Here is a 19,517-nt window from a genome sequence, read left to right as displayed (position 1 = left end):
GTTATCAATAATTAATTACCACGTCCAAATCGCGATTTGCTGAAAGCGACTCGTGCAGGAACCGATTCTTTACCTAAGGCCGCCCGTGCTTCAATCTCACGGTAACGGGTCAGGCCCCCTTCGCGATTGGCAATCTGAATATTAAGGCCGGGACGGGCATTCAGTTCCAGCATAAAAGGACCGTGTTCTTTATCGAGTACAATATCGACACCGAGATAACCCAGCCCGGTTAATTCATAACAACTGGCGGCAATTTCAAGGATTTTATCCCAGTAAGGGACGTCAATGCCGACAATGGCATTGAGTGTATCGGGGTGAAAATCAATGGCATCGTTATGGAATACACCACCTAAGGTCTTACCGCTGGCTAAATCCACCCCCACACCGATTGCGCCCTGATGCAGGTTGGCTTTACCCCCGGATAAACGCGTGGGCAGTCTGACCATGGCCATGGCTGGGTAACCAAGAAGGGTAATAATACGGATATCAGGAATGCCTTCGTAACTGACTTCCTTAAAAACCGGATCCACCACCACGCGGTGTTCAATAATGGCATAATCCGCATGGCCGCCCAGGCTGTAAGCGCCGGAAAGCAGGCAAGACAAGTGGTAACTTAATTCCTGGCTGGTGGTTAATTTGCCATTGATTTGCCGGTAGCGTCCAAATACCCGATCGGTAAACACGAGAATGCCATCGCCGCCTGCGCCATGGGCGGGTTTGACCACAAAATCCTTATACGGCGAAAGCAAGTCATCAATCGTTTTGATTTGATGCTCATTCTCAATGGTCAGATACAATTCAGGCACGGCGATTCCGGCTGCAATCGCCAGGCGTTTGGTTTTTAATTTGTCATCCACCAGCGGATAAAGTTTGCGTTCATTGTAGGGCAAGACATAATCACAGTTCCGTTGATTAATGCTTAAAACACCACGCTCACGCAAACGGCGATAGAGTTTCCACATTATTGTTCTCCGCCCAGGACTTTAAAGCGCTTCAGTTCAAACAAACGATAACCCCGGTATTGGCCGAACCAGATAATCAATGCCAGCAGGACGAGTAACAATTCCGGAAATGCGAAAACCAGATACTGCATGGGGGCATAATTCATGGCGCCAAACGCGATGACTGCCGCAATCAAACTGCCGATGCCGGATTTAATCGCCTCGGATGCACCGCGCTCATCCCAGGTGATACACATCCTTTCGATGGTCATCGTCAAAATCACCATGGGGAAGAGGGCCACGGACAAGCCCGATTCGAGGCCTAAATTCTGGCTCATGACGCTGATAAAAATCATGAGAAGAATGACCACCGTGAGGATGGCGGCTAATCGCGGCACCAGCAAAAGCCGCAATTGATCCAGATAAAATCGCGCCAGCAAACCGAATGACACAATGATCACAAACAGGGTGATTCCCCAAATGACATGCGTTTCACGAAAAGCGAGTGCAATCAATACCGGCATGAATGTACCGAAGGTTTTCAAACCAACAAAATTACGCAGCAAAAGGATAATAAAAGCGCCAATAGGTACGGTCAGAAGAATTTTATACGTTTCCTGAACGTTGACCGGCAATTGCAGCAAGGAAAAACGCAACAGCTGCGAATCGGTTTGCAGCCCGCGTGCCTTGGCAATGGTCAGGGCATTGATTGGGGTTGGGGAAATGGTCAGATTAAAAACCGGCTTTTTGCCGCCGGTGACCTGAAACAGGGGCTCAGAACCATATTGCCAGACCAGGAAATTCCTGGGAAATCCCGCGCCGCCTGTTCTGGGGTTGATATAAATCCACTCTTTCCCATTGTAAACCACGAGATAGGATTTGAATTCTGCCTTATTCTGCTGGCTTAAATTCAAGCCCTTCACCGGCATGGCATAAATTCTGGCCTGATTCAGCACGGTGATCGCGGCTTGAATCACGTTGTCGTCAGTAAAATCAGGCCCTACCAGTAATTTGGCATTGCCGTCTTTTTTATTGAGCTCCTTGATGGTGCCCTGAGCAAAGGTCTGTATATCAGCAGACGATTGCCGCACCAGGGTGCTAATGGTATCCACGGCCGACTTCTGATTTTCGGCCAGAGGCTGGGCTTTGACGATGGGCGGCTTGCCCAGACTGGATTCATTACCGTCTGTTTCACGGAAAATGGCGCGGTAATACAGTGACTGGGCACCGCTGCCGCGACGAAGCGACCAGACTGTTTGACGGTTAAAGCCGCTTAGGTTGGTAGTGACGCCGTAATTATGGGAGACAAAATACTCGTCGAGAATGGCAAAATAAGGCGGCATGTAAGGGATAACAAAATTGGCTTTGACCGGCGTATTACGATTGGCTACAAAGCGTAAATTCGCCTCGACCATCCAGCTGTTGACAGTTTCAGTATCGGTAAGAGGAACATCCAGCGCCAGGTGACGGTAGAAAAAAAGGCCGAGGCCAATGACAAACAGCGAGATGATCAGGCCATACACATGGCGTTTGTTTGATTTCATTTTGGTTCAACTTTTTCGGTTTTAATAGTAAAAGCTAAGCTGGGATCGACTAAACCATCGAAGGCTTTAATGGCGTCACGGCCTAATAATAAAGGGTAATTAAAGCGTTTACGGTTGGTTAAATTGACCGCGATAAGGCGTTCCCTTTCGCCGATTTTAATCCGGATAAGCACAACAGGCCGTTTGATAGGCGCGATTTTGGAGAGGCCCTCGTGGCGCTCCCCGGCACGTACTTTAATTTTGACTTTGCCGATGTATTCCGAAGTGAATTCCACATTCCCTATTTTGCTGGGGACAATGTACCGCAGGTACGATTTGCCATCTCTTTCAAATTCCTGAATGTTGATTGCGCTTAGAGAGGCCGATTTGGCGCCAGTATCCAGTTTGGCCGACAGCATCAGATTTTTTTCTACCAGCGTTGCTTTCTCGACATAGCCATAAATTATTTTTTCATTTGCTGCCATGGAACACCCTGAGAGTACTGCCCAAACCATACCAATCAAACCACTCAACTTCATTCACTTGACCTTTCGAAATGCTGACAAGACTGCTAATACTAGCAGGTTAGTGTAATTACGCACAGTTCCAGTAAGGGGAATTGCGTATAAAATCAGTGCCGTACTATAGCATTATTCTTGCATCAGGGGGAGTAATTGTTGTTTTTTTAAGCTAAAATTGTGTTCAATTTAATCAAAAAAACCGGCATTCGTGCCGGCGGTTTGGAATTGCATGATGTTTAAAGTCAATTGGGAGGCGGCAGGACAAGGTATTGCCTTGTCCAATGCTGTTATCGACGCCATGGTCTCTGAAGCCTTGCCAGACAGAAAACGCTACCGCTGGGAGCGGCTTGGGGGCGGATGTGCCAATTCTTCCATTCTTATTCGTCAGGAGCATAAGCCGGTGTATGTCCTTCGCATTTACCTGCGCGATCAGGACGCTGCCTTTCGTGAGCAGCAATTGGCAAGCCGCCTGGCATCGCTGCTGCCTGTCCCGCAGAGCCGGTTTGTCGGGTTTCAGTCGGGGTATCGTTTTGCCTTAATTGATTATTGCCGGGGAATCAGTCTTCGCGAGGTGTTGCTTGGCAACCAAAAACAACACGGTGATTCGCTGCTGTATCAGGCCGGGGTTTTACTGGGCCAAATCCAGACTCACCGGTTTAAATCCGCGGGATTTTTTGACCGGGAATTGCGTATCATAAAACCTGAAAACCCAACCATTGCGGCCTTTGTTGACAAGCAACTCACGCATCCGACTGCCTTAGCCCAACTTTCTACTGTGCAAAGGCAGAGAATAGCGGCGTGTTTTATCCGTTTTGTCGCCTGCCTGCCCAATGAATACCCGGCGCACCTGGTCCATGGCGACTACGATCCTGCCAACCTGCTGGTGGATAAAATGGATGGAGCCTGGCGTATTACCGCTATTCTTGATTGGGAGTTTGCCTTTGCCGGATCACCGCTTTGGGATGTGGCGAACATGTTGCGTTATGCGCATGCCATGCCCGTGTCCTGGGTGTCGTCGTTTGTTGGCGGCCTCCAGGCAACCTGCCTACTGCCAGACCAGTGGCAGGTGACGATTCGTCTGTTAAACCTTGCTTCCCTGCTGGACTGCCTGTGCCGTACGGACCCCGTGAGACAGCCGCGCCGGCTTCACGATATTTTGACCCTGATGGATACCCTCATCGGCCAGTTATCCCTTGACTGATGGGTTCGGTTCAGTGTGTTCAAAGTCAGGGGGCGCAGAGACTGGGAGTTGCCGTTTCAGTGTCTCCAATTGAGCGCGAAGACTTTTTTCGTAGCCTTTGCCTGCGCTCGCCCGTGGTGAAAAATGCGCTATACCCTGGTCCAGGCAATTAAGTAGTGACTGATAGTTATCCAGTGTGGGTTCTTTTTGATACAGGTCAAGCTCGCTTTTCAAATCAAAAATATAACGGGTACGCCGCTCCTTATCGCTTCGGTAGCCGGTAGGGGCAAACAAAGAACAGGTCCATTGACTGATTTTATCTTTAACATAATAGGTCCGGGAGCGTTCCAGCAAGTAGTTATCCAGCCGTTGTAAATCAAAGCTTATCGTTTTCTCGCGACTGATTTTTTCAGGTTCACGGCACGCCAGAATAATGGGAGATGGCGGCGGCGCCTCGCCAAAAAACAGCCGTTCTGATAATGTTTCTGGCGCCAGTATATCGCGCTGCAATGCCATCGCGTTGATTTTAGACAACAAGTCTTCGACAAGGGGCGTGCTCGGCCTCGACTTTAAGCGGTGTAAAAGCTGATCCAAACGGCCATTGTCAAAAAAAGCCTTATAGGCCTCATACAAACCAGCGCGGTTGCCGTGTTGATTAAAGCGGCCCATTAATGCATTGCAATCGTGTAAAAGGTCGCAGGCCTCGCGTCTGTCATTTTCTTCCTCATAACGCATCACGTGGGGTTTAAGCTGGGAAAGCAGGGTATCCAGTTTAAGCCGTTTAGACGCCACCTCCTTGTTCTGATTTCCTTTTGTGGCTTCCAACACCGCTGCGGTGTCGAGGCTTAGTGCGTTCAATTCACGCATTCGTGCGCTGGGGTTGCTTTCGACAACCGCTTCCTTGCTGACGATGTGAAGCGTTTGTGCAATGCGTTGCTGTTGTTTGGTTAATTGCAGTAAATCATCCGCGGACTGGTAACGCGCCAGCTGAAATTCGATTAAGGTTGCCGCCTGGCGGAGTTGTTTACAATGACTGACAACAGTCGGGTCGTTGCGTTTTTCCATCTCGCCAAGAAGATTGATTGTTGCCGTTCGCAATGGCTGTAATTCACCAACCAGAAGGGCAGGCTCCCTCGTCTTTTCCTCGTTGGCGAGTCGCGTTAAAACAGTTTCAATGTCCTTCTTCTGTTTCATCAACCGCATGACGTCAGACATGGTATGCAGCTGTTGCACTTTTTGGTTGTATGATGCGGTAAGGCACACGCCTTTTTCCTGTAAACGCTCAAACTCCGCCAACAGGTTATCTTGAAACCCGTTGAGTTGAGGATCCGGTGCGGTTTTGCGGCAGGCGTCGATTAAAGCCTCGAGATTTTTTGTTTGTTTAATCCGCCCGCGTTCAAGCGCGGCGGCCAGTTCACTGAGCGGCAAGTCATGAAACGATGGACGTGAGGTGATGAGGGCAGCTGCATGCATGCCTGCCGACACCTCCGACGCGGTCTTGGTTAAAAAGCACTGGAATGCCTCATCGGGCTCCTTTGTTTTTAATTCCTGAAACCACTTAAGCGACGCGTCTGTTTCTTCTGCCAGCTGAACCAGCCCCGATTCAATTTTAAGGATAGTCAACGCCAGCTGGGCCTGCTGATGCTCACAATAGGCGAGCTGTACCGTGTATTGGCTTTGCAGCAAGCGCTTCTCCATGGCTTCGAGGCTTCGTTCTGAGGGCTCAAGGACTAAGGCTTTTGCCTGCAGCAACGCCTGATTTTCTTTAAGGGTTGTTTCGTGAATTTTACGGAGCACTTCCTTTTTCTTAAGAAGTTGGCGTTCGTCTGCCCTCAGGGTCCAGAGATTTCTCTCAGGCAAAAAAGCGGTATCCCGGTGTTGTTTTAGCGCCAATTCCCCCTCAGGGGTGCCCTGTTCCAAAACCTCCCCGCTCTCAAAGGACGTTAATTCGTAATCAATCCATTTTAATTTTTCCCTGAAGTAGCTCAAGAGATCAAACAAGTCTTCTTCAGCTTCAGTGGCTTGAAAAAAAGTCGTGTAATAAAGCCAATGCTGATGAACATTGTGACGGTTGAAACCAAAATAGGTCTTCCCACGGCGCTGGTTTTCATAAACACGGTCAATGGCTGCCGTCATTTTTGAAGAGGAGCATTCAAGGTAGGTCTGTAATTCCTGAGCAGGGATGTCAGTCGGAATGTAGAGCCCTTTATCGGCGCTTAAGCGTTTATGGAATTCGCCTAATCGTGCCTTTGCCATTGAAAGATGTTCTTTGCGGGTTTTAATCTGCAGCGCCAGGGTTTCTATTTCCATGGTCAGTTGCTGATGCTCTGTCTCCAACTGCAACAGTTGCTGCTGCTTTTCCTTGATGAGCGGATCAAACTGACTGTCCGCGTCATGGCATGCGCTTTGATGATTCTCGATTAACGGGTCCATCATTCGGGTTTGACGGGAAAGTGTTCCTTTGGCGTCACTCAGCCATTTAAATGCTCGGTTAACCCGTTCCCTGGCGTTCAGACGCTGTTCTTCCCGAGCTCTGGAAGAGCGTTTGTCCATCTCTTCCAGATCCTGGTTGTGTTGCTGTGTCTCTTTGCCCATTCCAATACCCTGTTCAAACATTTATTCCTTTGCTGCGTTTGATAGTATTCGATTTTAGCTAACGAGTGAAAGCCCCGCTATCAATAAGGTCATGACGGTAATGCTGTAAAAGGCCAGTGCCTTAAGGGCAGGCTTTTTCCGCAAAATAAGGCCAAGCAGCGTCAGGGCAATGACGCCGGGGTAAGTCATTTCAAGGACAGGCGCTAAAAACGCAGCGATGCCTCTAAAGTCCAGCAGTGAGACGATAAACGACGTCAGGGTGGTGCCAGCAAGAAGGAATGGAAAACGGTTTTCACTCAGCTTTAAGGACGAATGCAGGTAACGTGCAAACAGATTATTCAGCGCCACAGCGGTAGTCAGGCAGGAAAAGAACATGGCGACACCCATGATAAGGGTAGCCCGGCTGCCCAGGGTATTGGCAGCGATTGCCGGTAACATCAGTTCAGGCTTCACGTGTTCAAGCAGGGCCTGGTAATGTGCCCCCATGTAGACAAAGCCCAGATATACTAAGGCGAGAAGGCTTGCCCCCAGAAGGCTCGGCTTGATGGCAAAGCGTATAATGTCGCCTTGATCGGCGTTTGGAAATTGTTGCTGAATCTGATTAAAAATCAAGGCAGAAAAAAAGAAAGCAGCAAACAAGTCCATGGTTTGATAGCCAGTCAGAAAGCCATTGGTCAATGAAATGGACGGCTTGAGGGCCTGAGTGGTATCCGGGGACTGGATAACCGCCATACCTATCAGGATGAGTAAGGTTATGATTAAGACCGGACTCATCCATTTACCGAGAATTTTTACCATGATGCGATCGTCAAGGCAGCACAGAAAGGTGACGAGGCAAAAGAAAAGGCTGAAAGGCAAAAGATGAATTTGGGGAATTAAGTAGCTCATGCTGCCGTAGGCGACGGTAATGCATCGCGGCACGACACCAAAGGAACCGAGCAAAGCCAGCATCAACAGCGGCAGCAACCCGCCAACCAGTTTTCCAGCGCCATTAAAAAAAGCACGGTAGTCGCCATGATGCAGTTTAATCACAAACAGCCCGGCCAGCGGCAGAAAAATACCGGTCAGCAATAATCCAAAAAAGCCATACACCCAGCTGCCGCCTGCGGCATGGCCTATTTCGAGGGGGAAAACGAGATTGCCTGAGCCAAAAAACATGGCAAAAATGGCGAAGCCATAGACAAAGATGGATTTATAGTGCGGCATAAAAAGCGATTCCTCAAAAAAGGTTAATGGTGGTCTGAATTGGGGAGGGAGTCGAGGGCCTAGGCGGCCACATTCACCACAGGAGAAACGCAGGAGGCCAAGACATGCATGGTGCAACGCGCTGACACGTTTAAGACAGAAGAATCAAAACAGAGTATGGGTTGGCTTATAAACATTATGGTTGACTAAATAAATGGCAAACAATTCTCTTTATACTCAATTTTTATCGGCTTGGCAAGCCAATAATTGATGTTGAATCAATGAAAAGTAATAGGAATAGTGATTTTTATTATGGTAACATACGCAATGGCCTTGCCATTTTTGACTTTTTTTGAGTCATTGTGCGAATTTTCTTGTCAAAAACGCATGATTTCGGTAGAATGCGCGCATCTTTGGCAATGCACAGACTAAATAAGCATGACCGAGGTCAACCCCAAAACTGCTGATACCCAAAACGATTCGGATGAAACTGTTTATCTGATTGCTGGCAGAATGGATGCGCAAAGCCGGTTACTGGCCAAATGGTTACATACGAACGGTAAAATCTATCTGGCTTATGCTTGCCTTGACGGTTGGAATCTTTCCTACAGTACACTCAAGTATTTTTTCGATGTTGCCCTGACCAACAGTGATCGATCGTCTTCGGATGTCATGCATGAATGGCTAATGTCGCCTGCCGGTATCGCCGTCGCCGCAACAGAATCCATTACTCTCATTGTTTTCGCCATGCTGGCCACCCACTTCGATGACAACCCTGACAAATTAAAACGCTTCATCGCGGTTGTCTGGCCTTATTGCCGCGACACCATGAAAGGCTTGAAAAATGCGTATAAAGGGGTACGCAGCACCATTCAGATGCTGGATGTGCTGGGCGGTACTAACCTCAATTTTCTCATGTTGCCTCTGGCTCTGGCGCTTGGTGGCATTGCCATCGCCAACCGTTTATGGTTCCGCTACATGCTGAGCCAGCGCAAAGACATGATGAAAGCGAACAAACTTTTGCTGGACGAAATACAAAACGCGGAATTTTTAAGCAAAGAAGAGTGTCAGCTGCTGCGAGAAAAAATACAGCGTCAGACACTGAATACCCGCCGTGCCGCATTGTTTTCAGCGGCTTTAGGGGGAGCCATCGACAGCCTCTATCTGTACGTGGGCATCCTCTTTTTAGCCCCGACCGCCTGGCCGGTCTTTGTGACCCTGTCCGTCTTTTGCATGGTCTTCTCACTCATTTGCATAGCCACTCGTATTTATGAGGAATACGATTTCCAAAAGAAACTGCTGATAGCTCAGGCGAAAGTTGAACTGGCGCTTTACAGTAAAGAGCATGGCCAGGAAATCATTGAATTGCTGAATGAGTTGCAGCGGCTTTCCATCGAATTATCCAAATTTGCTCCCACAGAACAAAATAACGAAGCCATTCAGAAACTGGAAGAAGAACGCAATGCGCTTTCCCGTCAAATCCACCACATTAAGCAGGAATTTGAAAGCAAGCGGGAGGAATTACAGTCCTTACTGACCTTGTCCTACACCTCCGCCTTTTTAGCCGGGGCTAAAAATGGTTTGGCCGCTTTTAGCGCTGTCACCAGTATTTTATTTACTTTGGGCACGGTGTTTGTTCTGGCAGGAGCCCCTTTTCCACCGTTGCTGTTAATTCTGGGAGCAGGCCTTGGGATGGCCTTACTGATTGGCTTCATCAGCCAATCCCTCATCCAGAACTGGCGTCATCATCAGACCTTGAAGGGACGGGAGAAACCTTATGAGCCGCTGGCCGAGATGCTGGAAAAGATTAAGGATATCAAAAATTCTGCTCAGGAAATGAATGTCGATGAGGAAGTAAAAAGCGCCATTCACAGCGGGTTGACTCTGGATTATTCGCCGCAGTACTTTTTTCAAGAGTGGTTTGAAGTGGTCCGCTCCTTCTTTTCCGGTTTGGGGAAAGGCTCCAAGGCGGTTGATTACTCCATGAATCCCCTGCAGGAAATGAATGACAAGGGGCATTATCAGGATACGCCGGTGATGCTGGGCGTGAGTGCTGTCATGTCCCTGTTTTATGCCGCAGTCCTGGCTTTAAGGGCACTGGCACGCGGCTTTGGCCGCCCGCCGCTCGATCAAATGCCTTTGATTAAGGAGACAGACAGTGAAGCGCGCCCCGACTCACCGTTGCTGATTAATGAAGAAGGAGCATCGGATGAGGAGCAAGACGCACCCGGTATGGAGCTCCCATCGACCGATTCGTCGCGACGGGAACCAAATCCGCCGGTGAAAAAATTTGGTTCCCGTTCTAATCTTACTTCTTCCTGGCCTGGCTTTTTTACCCCGTCTCAATCCAAACCTATTCCAATCCCACATCGTACTTCTTCACAACCATCCCATTTCAACGATGACGATACATCTCCGGGTTTAAACTAGGATCGTTATACATTTTAAATTGATGGTAAACTCTGAAAGTTCGCTGTTTATTTTTAACCTCATCCAGTAATTGCGCTAAGCACGACAATAACTGCTGTTGCTGCGCATGGATAATCAGTAATTTGCGCTGACAGGTTTGACGATGGGATTCGTCAACATCGGAACGTTCTGTCTGCTCCTGCATGTGATAAGCCTTAAGCGCCAGAATGGAGAGGCGGTCAATCATCATGCCGGGTGTTTCCGAGTGAACCGGGCAGGCATCAGCCGCCTGAGGTTCTAACTGCTGATAAAGCCATTGATCCATGGATTCCATGCGATCGTTGCGCTGCTGGTTGCAATAATCAATTTCGCGTTTAGCCTTGTAAACGAATTCAAAACCCATGTCCTCACGCCGTGCCCGATCTTCAGCATGCCATAACTGATAATTAAAGGCGTGATTTTGTTCCACCAGGCCCAAAAAGCCTTCTTCACGGGTGGTTATGCCCTGCTGTTTCCATTCAATAATGCGATGAGGGTGTAACTGTTTGATTGACACGACGAGGGTGTTCATGACGTCTGACCTTGGCAAAAGGCCTAGTGTACCATGACTTAAAGCCAGTGTTGTACTTTTACCGAACTACAAACTCAGGGTTCCAAAATAGCGGGAATACAGTTTAAGGTAGGCGCCATCGTTTTCCATGGCCAGCAATTGCCTGTTAACCGTTTCAATTAGATCCTGGCGGTTTTGATTGGCCATGATGCCATAGCCTATGCCTACGGGCAGGCTGTCACCGACGGCCTTAAACAAGCCGCTGTTATTGACCACCCAGTATTGGGCGGCACCCGTATCAATCAGAACCGCATCGACATCCTCATTACTCAATGCGTTTAAGACATCCTGCTGCGTAGCGTATTCGCTGATGTCGATGGCATCCTGGTATTGCGCCTGAAGCATTTGTTTAAAGACGGTGCCTCGTTCAACGCCGACGCGTTGATTGCGGATATCCAGGATGGTATGAATGGGTGATTGGCTTTTGGTTAGAAACTGGGCGCCGCTGGCCATGTAAGGCAGGCTGAACAAAAAATGTTTCTGGCGCTCGCTGGTAATGCTGATGGCACTGATCGCCAAGTCAATGGTGTTGTCTTTCAGTTCAGTAAACAACTGTTCAAAGAGCATCCCCTTAAATTGGCAGCGCCAGCCTGCACGCTGACAAATTTCCTGCATGAGCTCAATGTCAAAGCCATACATGTTCTTTTGCCTGTCTGCCTGCATTTCAAAAGGAGGCGCGTACAAGCCGGTACCCACACGGATGGTCTGGGCATAAACACTAACGCTGAGTAACACTAAAAGCAGCTTTGCAAGGAAGCGCACGCTCAATTTCCTGAATTTTTTATTCAAGACTACTTTACTTGTACCGGATTGCCAAGTTAGCTTACATGCAAATTTTACGTGTACCCAAGAGGAGTGCCCCATGAAGTATCTGTTAGCCCTGTTAATGCTCGTTTCTGCGGCTGTTGAAGCACAAGAAGACCAAGCCCCTGCTTCGTGTCAGCCTGTGGCGATTCAGGGTGAGTCCGTGATGTTGTCGGCAAAAAAACCCGTGTTGATTTTGATTCATAATTTATCTAAAAATGATCTCTGGATTACCCATCCGGTTTCTGATCCGAGCGCAAGCGCTGGGTGGAGCAGCCGCTTACAAAGCGATAAATGGTCGGCTCTGTCGCTGGATAAGGATGCTTTTGAATTAAGCTGTATCGAGTCCAAACCAGGGCATGAGCAGCAAATTCCCTGCACCGGTGCGATTGCGGTCTGCCAATGGCCGGTTGTGACGATGCCTGCACAGTCAAGCGGTACCTATTGGGCCGGTGAAGACATGACGCTTTCGGCATTGTTGACGCATTTGGGCGGAAATGGATTTGGATTACCCCCTTCGCCCTAATCAGTGATAGACTGTAGGGAATCAGTATAAAGACAGGTGACTGTGAGTAAGAAACGCAAAGATCCCCACTATAAGAGGGAAAAGGAAAAATACAAGCTGCCCATTCCGAGCCGTGAATGGATTATGCAGGTACTGGAAGAATACGGACGTCCCATGTCTCGAAATCAATTAATTGAAAAACTCGAGATTGAGGAGCAGGAGCAGGAAGCCCTGGGTTTTCGCTTAAAGGCCATGGTGCGGGATGGGCAGATCATGCAGGATCGGCGAGGTCGCTTCTGTCTGCTGGGGCGCATCAACCTGCAACGCGGTACCATTCAGGGGCATCCTGACGGGTACGGTTTCTTTATTCCTGATGACGGCAGTGACGACATGGTGGTTTCAGCCAAGGACATGCGCGAAGTCATGCATGGCGATGTCGTGCTCGTCTATCAGAGCGGTGTTGATCGCCGCGGACGTCCGGAAGTTAAAATCCATGAAGTCGTCGAACACGCCAACACCAATGTCGTCGGGCGATTTTTTACCGAGCACGGGGTCGGCTTTTTAATTCCCGATAACAAACGTCTGACGCAGGATATCTCCATTCCTCTCGAATTTGCGAGTAATGCCCGCAATGGCCAGATTGTGCTGGCCGAAATCATCGCCTTTCCCACCAAACGCAACCAGGCAATTGGCAAAATTATCCATATTCTTGGCGAGCACATGGCGCCGGGGATGGAAATTGAAGTCGCGATTCATGCCCATGCCATTCCAGCTTCCTGGCCCGACGAGGTGTTGGCGGAAGTGGCTAAAATTCCCATGCAGGTCAAAGAAAGCGATTTAAAGGGACGTACGGATTTACGGCATTTGTCTTTTGTAACCATTGATGGTGAAGATGCCAAGGATTTTGACGATGCGGTGTATTGTTACAAAAAAGGAAAAGGCTACCAGTTGTATGTGGCCATTGCCGACGTTAGCCATTACGTGGCCAAGGATTCGGCGTTGGACAGGGAAGCGGCGAATCGCGGCAATTCGGTGTATTTCCCAGGGAAAGTGGTGCCCATGCTGCCTGAGGCTTTATCCAATGGCATTTGCTCGCTCAACCCCAAGGTTGACAGACTCTGCATGGTGGCTGAGATGTCCATCAGTGCCGAAGGAAAAATTACTCGCAGCCGTTTTTACCGGGCAGTATTCCACTCCCAGGCACGGCTAACCTACACCCAGGTGGGGCGATGGATGGAAAGCAACACCATCGATCCGCAATACCAGTTACTGCAACCGATGCTGACGTCGCTCTACGAGCTGTACCATGTACTGCACAAGGCACGCAAAGTGCGCGGCGCCATTGATTTTGATACGACTGAAACCCGAATCGAATTCGATGAGAACCGTAAAATTCAACGCATTCTTCCGGTCATCAGAAACGATGCCCATCGACTGATCGAGGAGTGTATGCTGGCAGCCAACGTGGCTGTGGCACGCTTCCTTGAAAAGGCAGCCATCTCCGTGCTTTACCGTGTTCACCCGGTGCCTGAGGAAGACAAAATCATGGCGCTGCGCCAGTTTCTGGGAGAATTGGGTCTGACCCTTGGCGGGGGTAAGAAACCGCATCCTAAAGATTTTCAAAAAACCATGGGCATGATTGCTAACAGACCGGAAAAACACCTGATTGAAACCGTCATGCTGCGTTCGCTCAAGCAGGCGCAATACCATGAAAGCAACGATGGTCATTTCGGTCTGGCTTATTCAGCCTATACCCATTTTACCTCACCCATTCGCCGTTATCCGGATTTGTTAATCCACCGCGCTATCGGTCACCTGATCGATAATCATGCGGCTGATCAATTCAGTTACAGCGAAGACGACATGAATCGCCTGGGCCGGCATTGCTCAGCCACGGAGCGGCGAGCGGATGAAGCCACACGCGAAGTGGTTGCCTGGTTGAAATGTGAGTACATGCAGGACAAACTCGGGCAAGTCTTTAAGGGCACTATTTCAGCGGTAACTGGGTTTGGTATTTTTGTGGAACTCGATGAAATCTACGTCGAAGGCTTAGTGCATGTGACATCGCTGCGCAATGACTATTATGCTTTTGATGCCGTCAAACACCGCCTTGTCGGTGAGCGCGGCGGGCAGGTGTATCGCCTGGGCGATAAAATGAAAGTCCTGGTGGCGCGAGTGGATCTCGATGAACGTAAAATTGATTTTGAGCCGGTCGAGTCAGGGGAATAATCATGAGTGAGCAGTACGTCTACGGCTTGCATGCAGTCAAAGCCCTGTTAGGCAATCCCTATCGCACCATTAGAAAACTGTATGTCAATCAGGAACGCCTGGATCAAAAAGTACAGTCCATTCTGGAATTGGCCGAGCACCGGCATGTCGCCGTTGAAAAATTAAATCAGCAGACAATGAACCAACGTTTTCAGGCCTTTACCCATCAAGGCATCGTGGCGGAGGCCGCCCCTGTTCGCGATTTTAATGAGAGTGATTTAAAGGACCTGTTGTCAGCAAGCCAGTCACCCGCCCTTATCCTGATTTTAGACGGTGTGACTGACCCGCATAATCTGGGTGCCTGTTTACGCTCAGCCGATGCGGCCGGGGTGCGCTTTGTCATGATCCCCAAAGACAAAAGCGCCAGCATCACGCCGGTGGTCAGTAAGGTGGCTTGTGGCGCGGCGGAGTCAGTTCCCCTGGTTCGAGTGACGAATCTGGTTAGGGCAATGGAAACCATCAAACAGGAAGGGGTTTGGATTTATGGTGCTGCCGGTGAAGCGGCTCAAAGCCTTTATCAACTCGATTGCCGTTCGTCCATTGCGTTGGTGATGGGGGCGGAGGGCGATGGGTTAAGACGGCTGACGCGCGAACATTGCGACGGGCTTTTTTCACTGCCCATGCTGGGCAGTGTTGAGAGTCTCAATGTCTCGGTGGCCACAGGCATTTCCCTTTATGAGGCAGTGCGCCAGCGTCAAGGCGCCTTACAGGGTTAAATCCATGACAATGTCCTGAGAGGGGTAATGAAAGGCTTCGGGCAACTGAAGTTTCAACAGCATCCCGCGGCTGACAAAGGGTCGAAGGTAATCGTAATGCCCCTTATCGGTATGATGCGGGTAATGGTATTTCGCTAAAAGAGTATCCAGCCCATCGCGAAAAGCGTGACGCTCCGTTTTATTCGAGATCAATTCAAGTTGAGTCCGTATGCAATAAATTCCACCGACCAGTTCATATTCTGACAGGGGTTGTGTCGTTAAGTCTTCAAACCATTGCAACAGGGCATTGTATTGCGAAGAGTGCCAGGAAGAAAACGCCTGGAACAGACCGAAACAGTTAAAGCGGTGTTCATTCACCGATCGGTTGCAAAATGCCCTTAACTGCATGAGCTCATACTTTATTTCAATCGAGCGCAAATAGCCTGTGGCGGTACTCAGCGTTTTATGGGCCTGGTGGAGGGTTTCCTCGTCCTCGGACGTCAGCGATTTATTCCCTAACACCATGGCTAACAAATTGGCGTAATTATCAATGGCTGTGGCGACGACCCTGATTTTGATTTCCAGGGTTTTGCGGCTGTCGCTATCGGCTGGATTTTGCGGCTTGATGGCCACTTCAATTTCAGCGTTATTGAGTGCCTCCTGCAGGTAATCATTGAATTTGCCCTGAACACTGTCTTGAAGCAGCAGCAAAATATCCTTAATGGGCAGCATGGCGCTCTTAAACAACCCATGGGGGGTTGGCTCCTCTTTTTTTAGTGAGAGAAACGAGGCCAGGGGGTTTTGATCCACGGCATGACGTTCCTCACTTGAAAGGTGTTTCAATTCCAGGCGTCGGGGTGATAACTCCTTGCGCAGATTATCGAGGCTTTTTAAGGGATCCCGGTTAGCGTATTTCATGGTGCGTCCTTCACGTCCTTGTATGATGTTTTAGTTTAAAGGTTGACCAGGGCGATTAGCAAGCCGCACTTTTTCACTGACTTGACGCGTGTGATCAACTCTGCCTATGCTAATTGAAACTAGGGAATGGTTATGGCTAAACACGCAAAAACTATTAATCTGGCCCTGCAGGGCGGCGGCACACACGGCGCTTTGGCCTGGGGGGTGCTGGACAGGCTTCTTGAGGACGGCAGCATTGGCCTGGATTGTATTTCCGCCACCAGCGCCGGGGCAATGAATGCCGTCATTCTGGCGCAGGGGATGGCCGACGGGGGACCTGACGAAGCCCGTCATTTATTAACCCATTTCTGGAAAGCAATCAGCGAAGCCGGCGTTTTCTTCAGTCCGGTTAAGGTCACCTGGCTTGAGCAATGGCTGGGAATCACCCCTGAATTCTCCCAGGGCTATTTTCTGTTCGATATGATGACCAAATTGTTCTCCCCCTACGAATTTAATCCGGGCAATGTCAATCCGTTGCGGGACATTGTGGAGTCCTTAGTCGATTTTAAACAAATCAGCCAAGGCAAAGCCCTTCGTTTGTTTATTTGTGCAACCAATGTAAGAACCGGCAAAATCAAGGTCTTTCAAAACGAAGAAATCTGCCTTGATGCCGTCATGGCCTCCTCGTGCCTGCCCTTCCTCTTTCAGGCCGTTCAGGTGAAGGAGGATTATTATTGGGATGGTGGTTACATGGGAAATCCCGCCCTGTTTCCTCTTATCTACGAATCTCATCATAATGATATTTTGATCATCCACATCAATCCCATTCAGCGTGAAAAATTACCGCAAAAGGCGTCGGAAATCATAAACCGCATGAATGAGGTAAGTTTTAATTCCTCACTGATGCGTGAAATGCGGGCTGTCGCTTTTGTCAGTAAGATGCTTGATGAGGGCTGGATTAAAGACGAGTATGCCCAAACCATGAAACGGATCTATATGCACGCCATACGGGCAGATAAAGCGATGGAAAATTATTCCGTGGCCAGTAAATTAAACACGGATTGGGAGTTTATCCTTCACCTGTTTGACCTGGGGCGTCATTTGGCTGATGATTGGTTAAAGGAAAACGTTATCCACCTGGGTAAACGCTCAAGTATCGATATTAATGAATATCTTTAAGGCCAGTTCAATCACCACCACTGTGTTCGCAGGTTTACTCCTTGGTACCCTGGTGGCCGTGGATTGCCTGTCGTACGCGTCGCTGATTTTCAGCGGGCCTTTATCGTCTGATCTATTGCATGGTATTTCAGCCGGCTTATTAGGCTCGGGTATCCTGCTGATTCTCATGGCCTGGTTCAGTTCGTCCCGATACACCATTGCCGCCTCCCAGGATATTTTTGCCATCATCACCGCTCTGGTGGCGGCCTCCCTTGCCCGGGAATTGCAGTTACTGGACAGGGGAGTTGACCCTTTACCGACGGTGATGATGGCGATCGTCATCATGGCCCTGCTTTTAGGGTTTACCATGTACGGTTTAGGGGCTTTCAGGCTTGGGAAGCTGGTCCGTTATATTCCTTACCCGGTCATTGGTGGTTTTTTGGCCGGGACGGGGTGGTTGCTCCTGGTTAGTACCCTGCAATCAATGGTGGGCGGACATTCCACCCTGGGCACGTTTGAAGCGCTTGTTCATGAGCAGACGCTGGCATTATGGGTTTTACCGGCGGCATTGGGCGGCAGCATCCTCATTCTGGAGCGATTGCTGGGAAGCAGCCGCGTGTTCCCAGTGATGGTTATTTTAAGTTTTGTCGGGTTTTATCTTTATTTGCTGGTTCAGGGTATTTCACTGAGTGACGCGAAACGGGCCGGTTTGATGCTGGGACCCTTTCCCGACGGCAGACTCCCGTTGTGGCCCAGTGAAAACGTGCTGAATCAGTCCGTGCAATGGCACCTGCTGCTTAATCACATGGCGGATTATTTTGCCTTGGCGGTATTGGGTATGATAAGCATGCTGCTCAATATATCGAGCTTTGAGATCAGCAGCCGGGAAAGCATGGACATTAACCGCGAATTAAAAGCCAATGGCATTGCCAACAGTTTAATCGGTTTAGGCGGCGGCTTAGGCGGGTATCATGTGCTGTCGTTCTCGAAAACCAATCTTCATTTTCGCCTCGGTCAGCGTGCTGTGGGTATCCTGGCTGGCATTTTCTGCCTGTTACTGATGATTGCGGGCGCTGGGTTGCTGACCCTGTTACCCAAATTTATTTTCAGCGGCCTGCTGCTTTATGTGGCATTTGATTTTTTGCTGGAATGGCTGGTGGCGATTAAAAAGAAAATTTCCTGGCTGGATTACCTGATTGTGCTGATGATTATGGCTGCCATCGTGTTTTTAGGTCTGCTGACGGGAATTATGATTGGTTTGTTATTGTCCTTAGCCATTTTCTTTTTTCGATATAGCCGTATCCCGGTCGTGTCGTCCATGCTTTCTGCCGATGTCTTGCACAGTCACGTCGAGCGCAATGAAGCAGACAAAATCTTATTGGAACAACATGGTAATAAAATTCTGATCGTCAATGTCAGAGGGTATCTTTTTTTTGGTAATGCCTATGACATCCTTAATCGCATTCGCAAGCACCTGGATAAAGGCCCGCACGGTGATTACCTGATTATTAATTTTAACCAGGTGACCGGAATTGAGGTGTCCGGTGCCTTAAGCTTCATTAATTTGTTGAACTATACCCAGAAGCAACGCGTCAAAGTACTGTTTACTCATCTTCCTCGCGTGATTGAGCAGGAAATCCAGCGTTTTGCCACCACAGAGCATAAAAAACTGGCCTATAAAAAATTCATCGACCTGGACCATGCTCTTGAATGGTGTGAAAACGCGTTAATGCAAAAGTATCAGACCAGCAGGGAAGCGGATTACAAGTCGCTTTTTAATTTAAGTTTTCCTGACATTCGCGAGATTGATGATTTATTGTCTTATGGCGAACGATTGACGTTCAGCAAGGGAAGCATCGTCTGCGAGGAGGGGGAAGAAACGCGGGAACTGTTCTGGATAGCTGAGGGTGAACTGGAAATCATTTTAGGCTATGGCTCAGCGAAAGAAAAACGGTTGCGTCGTCTGCTTGCCGGTACCATTGTGGGTGAAATGGCGTTCTATTTAAATCAACCCCGCACGGCTTCTGTTGTAGCAGCCAATGACTGTTTGGCTTATCGCTTTACTGCAGAAAACCTGGATAAAATGACAGAAGAGCACCCGGAACTGGCTGCAGCCTTCCATAAGGGCATCGTCAAAATAATTGCCAAGCGCCTGTTTTACGCCAATCGCCTGCTGGCCAGTGATTCCATGTAATGCGGTTGACGATGTGTAATCAGGCAGAGTAC

Annotated in this window: 15 protein-coding genes; 7 read left to right on the top strand and 8 right to left on the bottom strand. The window is 49.1% G+C overall.

Annotation, left to right across the window (positions count from 1 at the left end; translation table 11 throughout):
- Nucleotides 1-11: 11 nt before the first annotated feature.
- The 3 genes from GH742_RS14375 to GH742_RS14365 are packed head-to-tail and all read right to left on the bottom strand — an operon-like array spanning nt 12 to nt 2,949.
- A complete protein-coding gene (locus GH742_RS14375; RefSeq protein ID WP_203455535.1) occupies nt 12-962 on the bottom strand; it encodes an alpha-L-glutamate ligase-like protein in 951 nt (316 codons plus the stop codon).
- Nucleotides 962-2,485 carry an inactive transglutaminase family protein gene (locus GH742_RS14370; protein ID WP_203455534.1) on the bottom strand — a complete coding sequence of 508 codons (1,524 nt, stop codon included), beginning with the start codon at nt 2,483-2,485 and terminating at the stop codon, nt 962-964. The genes GH742_RS14375 and GH742_RS14370 overlap by 1 nt, the downstream gene beginning before the upstream one ends.
- Nucleotides 2,482-2,949: a RimK/LysX family protein gene (locus tag GH742_RS14365; RefSeq protein ID WP_239005226.1), complete on the bottom strand. Its 468-nt coding sequence runs from the start codon at nt 2,947-2,949 to the stop codon at nt 2,482-2,484. Before GH742_RS14365 ends, GH742_RS14370 begins: the two co-directional genes overlap by 4 nt.
- Nucleotides 2,950-3,214: 265 nt before the next feature.
- On the opposite strand from GH742_RS14365, the gene GH742_RS14360 reads away from it, so the two are divergent.
- On the top strand, nt 3,215-4,186 hold the full coding sequence (locus GH742_RS14360; RefSeq protein ID WP_203455532.1) for a phosphotransferase family protein: 972 nt from the start codon (nt 3,215-3,217) through the stop codon (nt 4,184-4,186).
- On the opposite strand, the gene GH742_RS14355 is transcribed toward GH742_RS14360, so the two are convergent.
- A complete protein-coding gene (locus GH742_RS14355) occupies nt 4,172-6,781 on the bottom strand; it encodes a hypothetical protein (RefSeq protein ID WP_203455531.1) in 2,610 nt (869 codons plus the stop codon). The two genes, GH742_RS14360 and GH742_RS14355, sit on opposite strands and share 15 nt — an antisense overlap.
- A 33-nt stretch (nt 6,782-6,814) precedes the next feature.
- Nucleotides 6,815-7,966: a branched-chain amino acid transport system II carrier protein gene (locus tag GH742_RS14350; RefSeq protein ID WP_203455530.1), complete on the bottom strand. Its 1,152-nt coding sequence runs from the start codon at nt 7,964-7,966 to the stop codon at nt 6,815-6,817.
- A 417-nt stretch (nt 7,967-8,383) separates the two neighbouring features.
- On the opposite strand from GH742_RS14350, the gene GH742_RS14345 reads away from it, so the two are divergent.
- Complete coding sequence (locus GH742_RS14345) at nt 8,384-10,375, top strand: hypothetical protein (RefSeq protein WP_203455529.1); 1,992 nt, start codon at nt 8,384-8,386, stop codon at nt 10,373-10,375.
- Here GH742_RS14345 and GH742_RS14340 read toward each other — a convergent pair.
- Together GH742_RS14340 and GH742_RS14335 are read right to left on the bottom strand one after the other, a co-directional pair.
- The gene (locus GH742_RS14340; protein WP_203455528.1) at nt 10,341-10,925 is read right to left on the bottom strand and encodes a DUF4254 domain-containing protein; all 585 of its coding nucleotides are present in this window, start codon (nt 10,923-10,925) and stop codon (nt 10,341-10,343) included. The genes GH742_RS14345 and GH742_RS14340 overlap by 35 nt on opposite strands.
- A gap of 66 nt (nt 10,926-10,991) precedes the next feature.
- Complete coding sequence (locus tag GH742_RS14335; RefSeq protein ID WP_239005225.1) at nt 10,992-11,726, bottom strand: transporter substrate-binding domain-containing protein; 735 nt, start codon at nt 11,724-11,726, stop codon at nt 10,992-10,994.
- Nucleotides 11,727-11,826: 100 nt separating this feature from the next.
- Here GH742_RS14335 and GH742_RS14330 point away from each other — a divergent pair, with 100 nt between their 5' ends.
- Genes GH742_RS14330 through rlmB form a run of 3 tightly spaced genes read left to right on the top strand, consistent with a single transcriptional unit; the run spans nt 11,827 to nt 15,257 of the window.
- Nucleotides 11,827-12,294 (top strand): hypothetical protein, encoded by a 468-nt coding sequence (locus tag GH742_RS14330; RefSeq protein ID WP_203455526.1) that lies wholly within the window; start codon nt 11,827-11,829, stop codon nt 12,292-12,294.
- Nucleotides 12,295-12,336: 42 nt separating this feature from the next.
- Nucleotides 12,337-14,502: a ribonuclease R gene (gene rnr, locus GH742_RS14325; RefSeq protein WP_203455525.1), complete on the top strand. Its 2,166-nt coding sequence runs from the start codon at nt 12,337-12,339 to the stop codon at nt 14,500-14,502.
- Between the two features lie 2 nt (nt 14,503-14,504).
- On the top strand, nt 14,505-15,257 hold the full coding sequence (gene rlmB / locus GH742_RS14320) for a 23S rRNA (guanosine(2251)-2'-O)-methyltransferase RlmB (RefSeq protein WP_203455524.1): 753 nt from the start codon (nt 14,505-14,507) through the stop codon (nt 15,255-15,257).
- On the opposite strand, the gene GH742_RS14315 is transcribed toward rlmB, so the two are convergent.
- Nucleotides 15,246-16,154, bottom strand: coding sequence for a hypothetical protein (locus tag GH742_RS14315; protein WP_203455523.1), 909 nt, complete (start codon nt 16,152-16,154; stop codon nt 15,246-15,248). The two genes, rlmB and GH742_RS14315, sit on opposite strands and share 12 nt — an antisense overlap.
- A gap of 132 nt (nt 16,155-16,286) precedes the next feature.
- Here GH742_RS14315 and GH742_RS14310 point away from each other — a divergent pair, with 132 nt between their 5' ends.
- Nucleotides 16,287-17,312 (top strand): patatin-like phospholipase family protein, encoded by a 1,026-nt coding sequence (locus GH742_RS14310; RefSeq protein ID WP_203455522.1) that lies wholly within the window; start codon nt 16,287-16,289, stop codon nt 17,310-17,312.
- Entirely contained in the window at nt 17,299-19,485 is a 2,187-nt protein-coding gene (locus GH742_RS14305; RefSeq protein WP_203455521.1) for an SLC26A/SulP transporter family protein, read from the top strand. Before GH742_RS14310 ends, GH742_RS14305 begins: the two co-directional genes overlap by 14 nt.
- Nucleotides 19,486-19,517: the final 32 nt, after the last annotated feature.

The sequence above is a fragment of the Legionella sp. MW5194 genome (genome assembly GCF_016864235.1).
In the GTDB taxonomy this organism is placed as follows: domain Bacteria; phylum Pseudomonadota; class Gammaproteobacteria; order Legionellales; family Legionellaceae; genus Legionella_C.
This window is presented reverse-complemented; position numbering and strand designations above follow the sequence as displayed.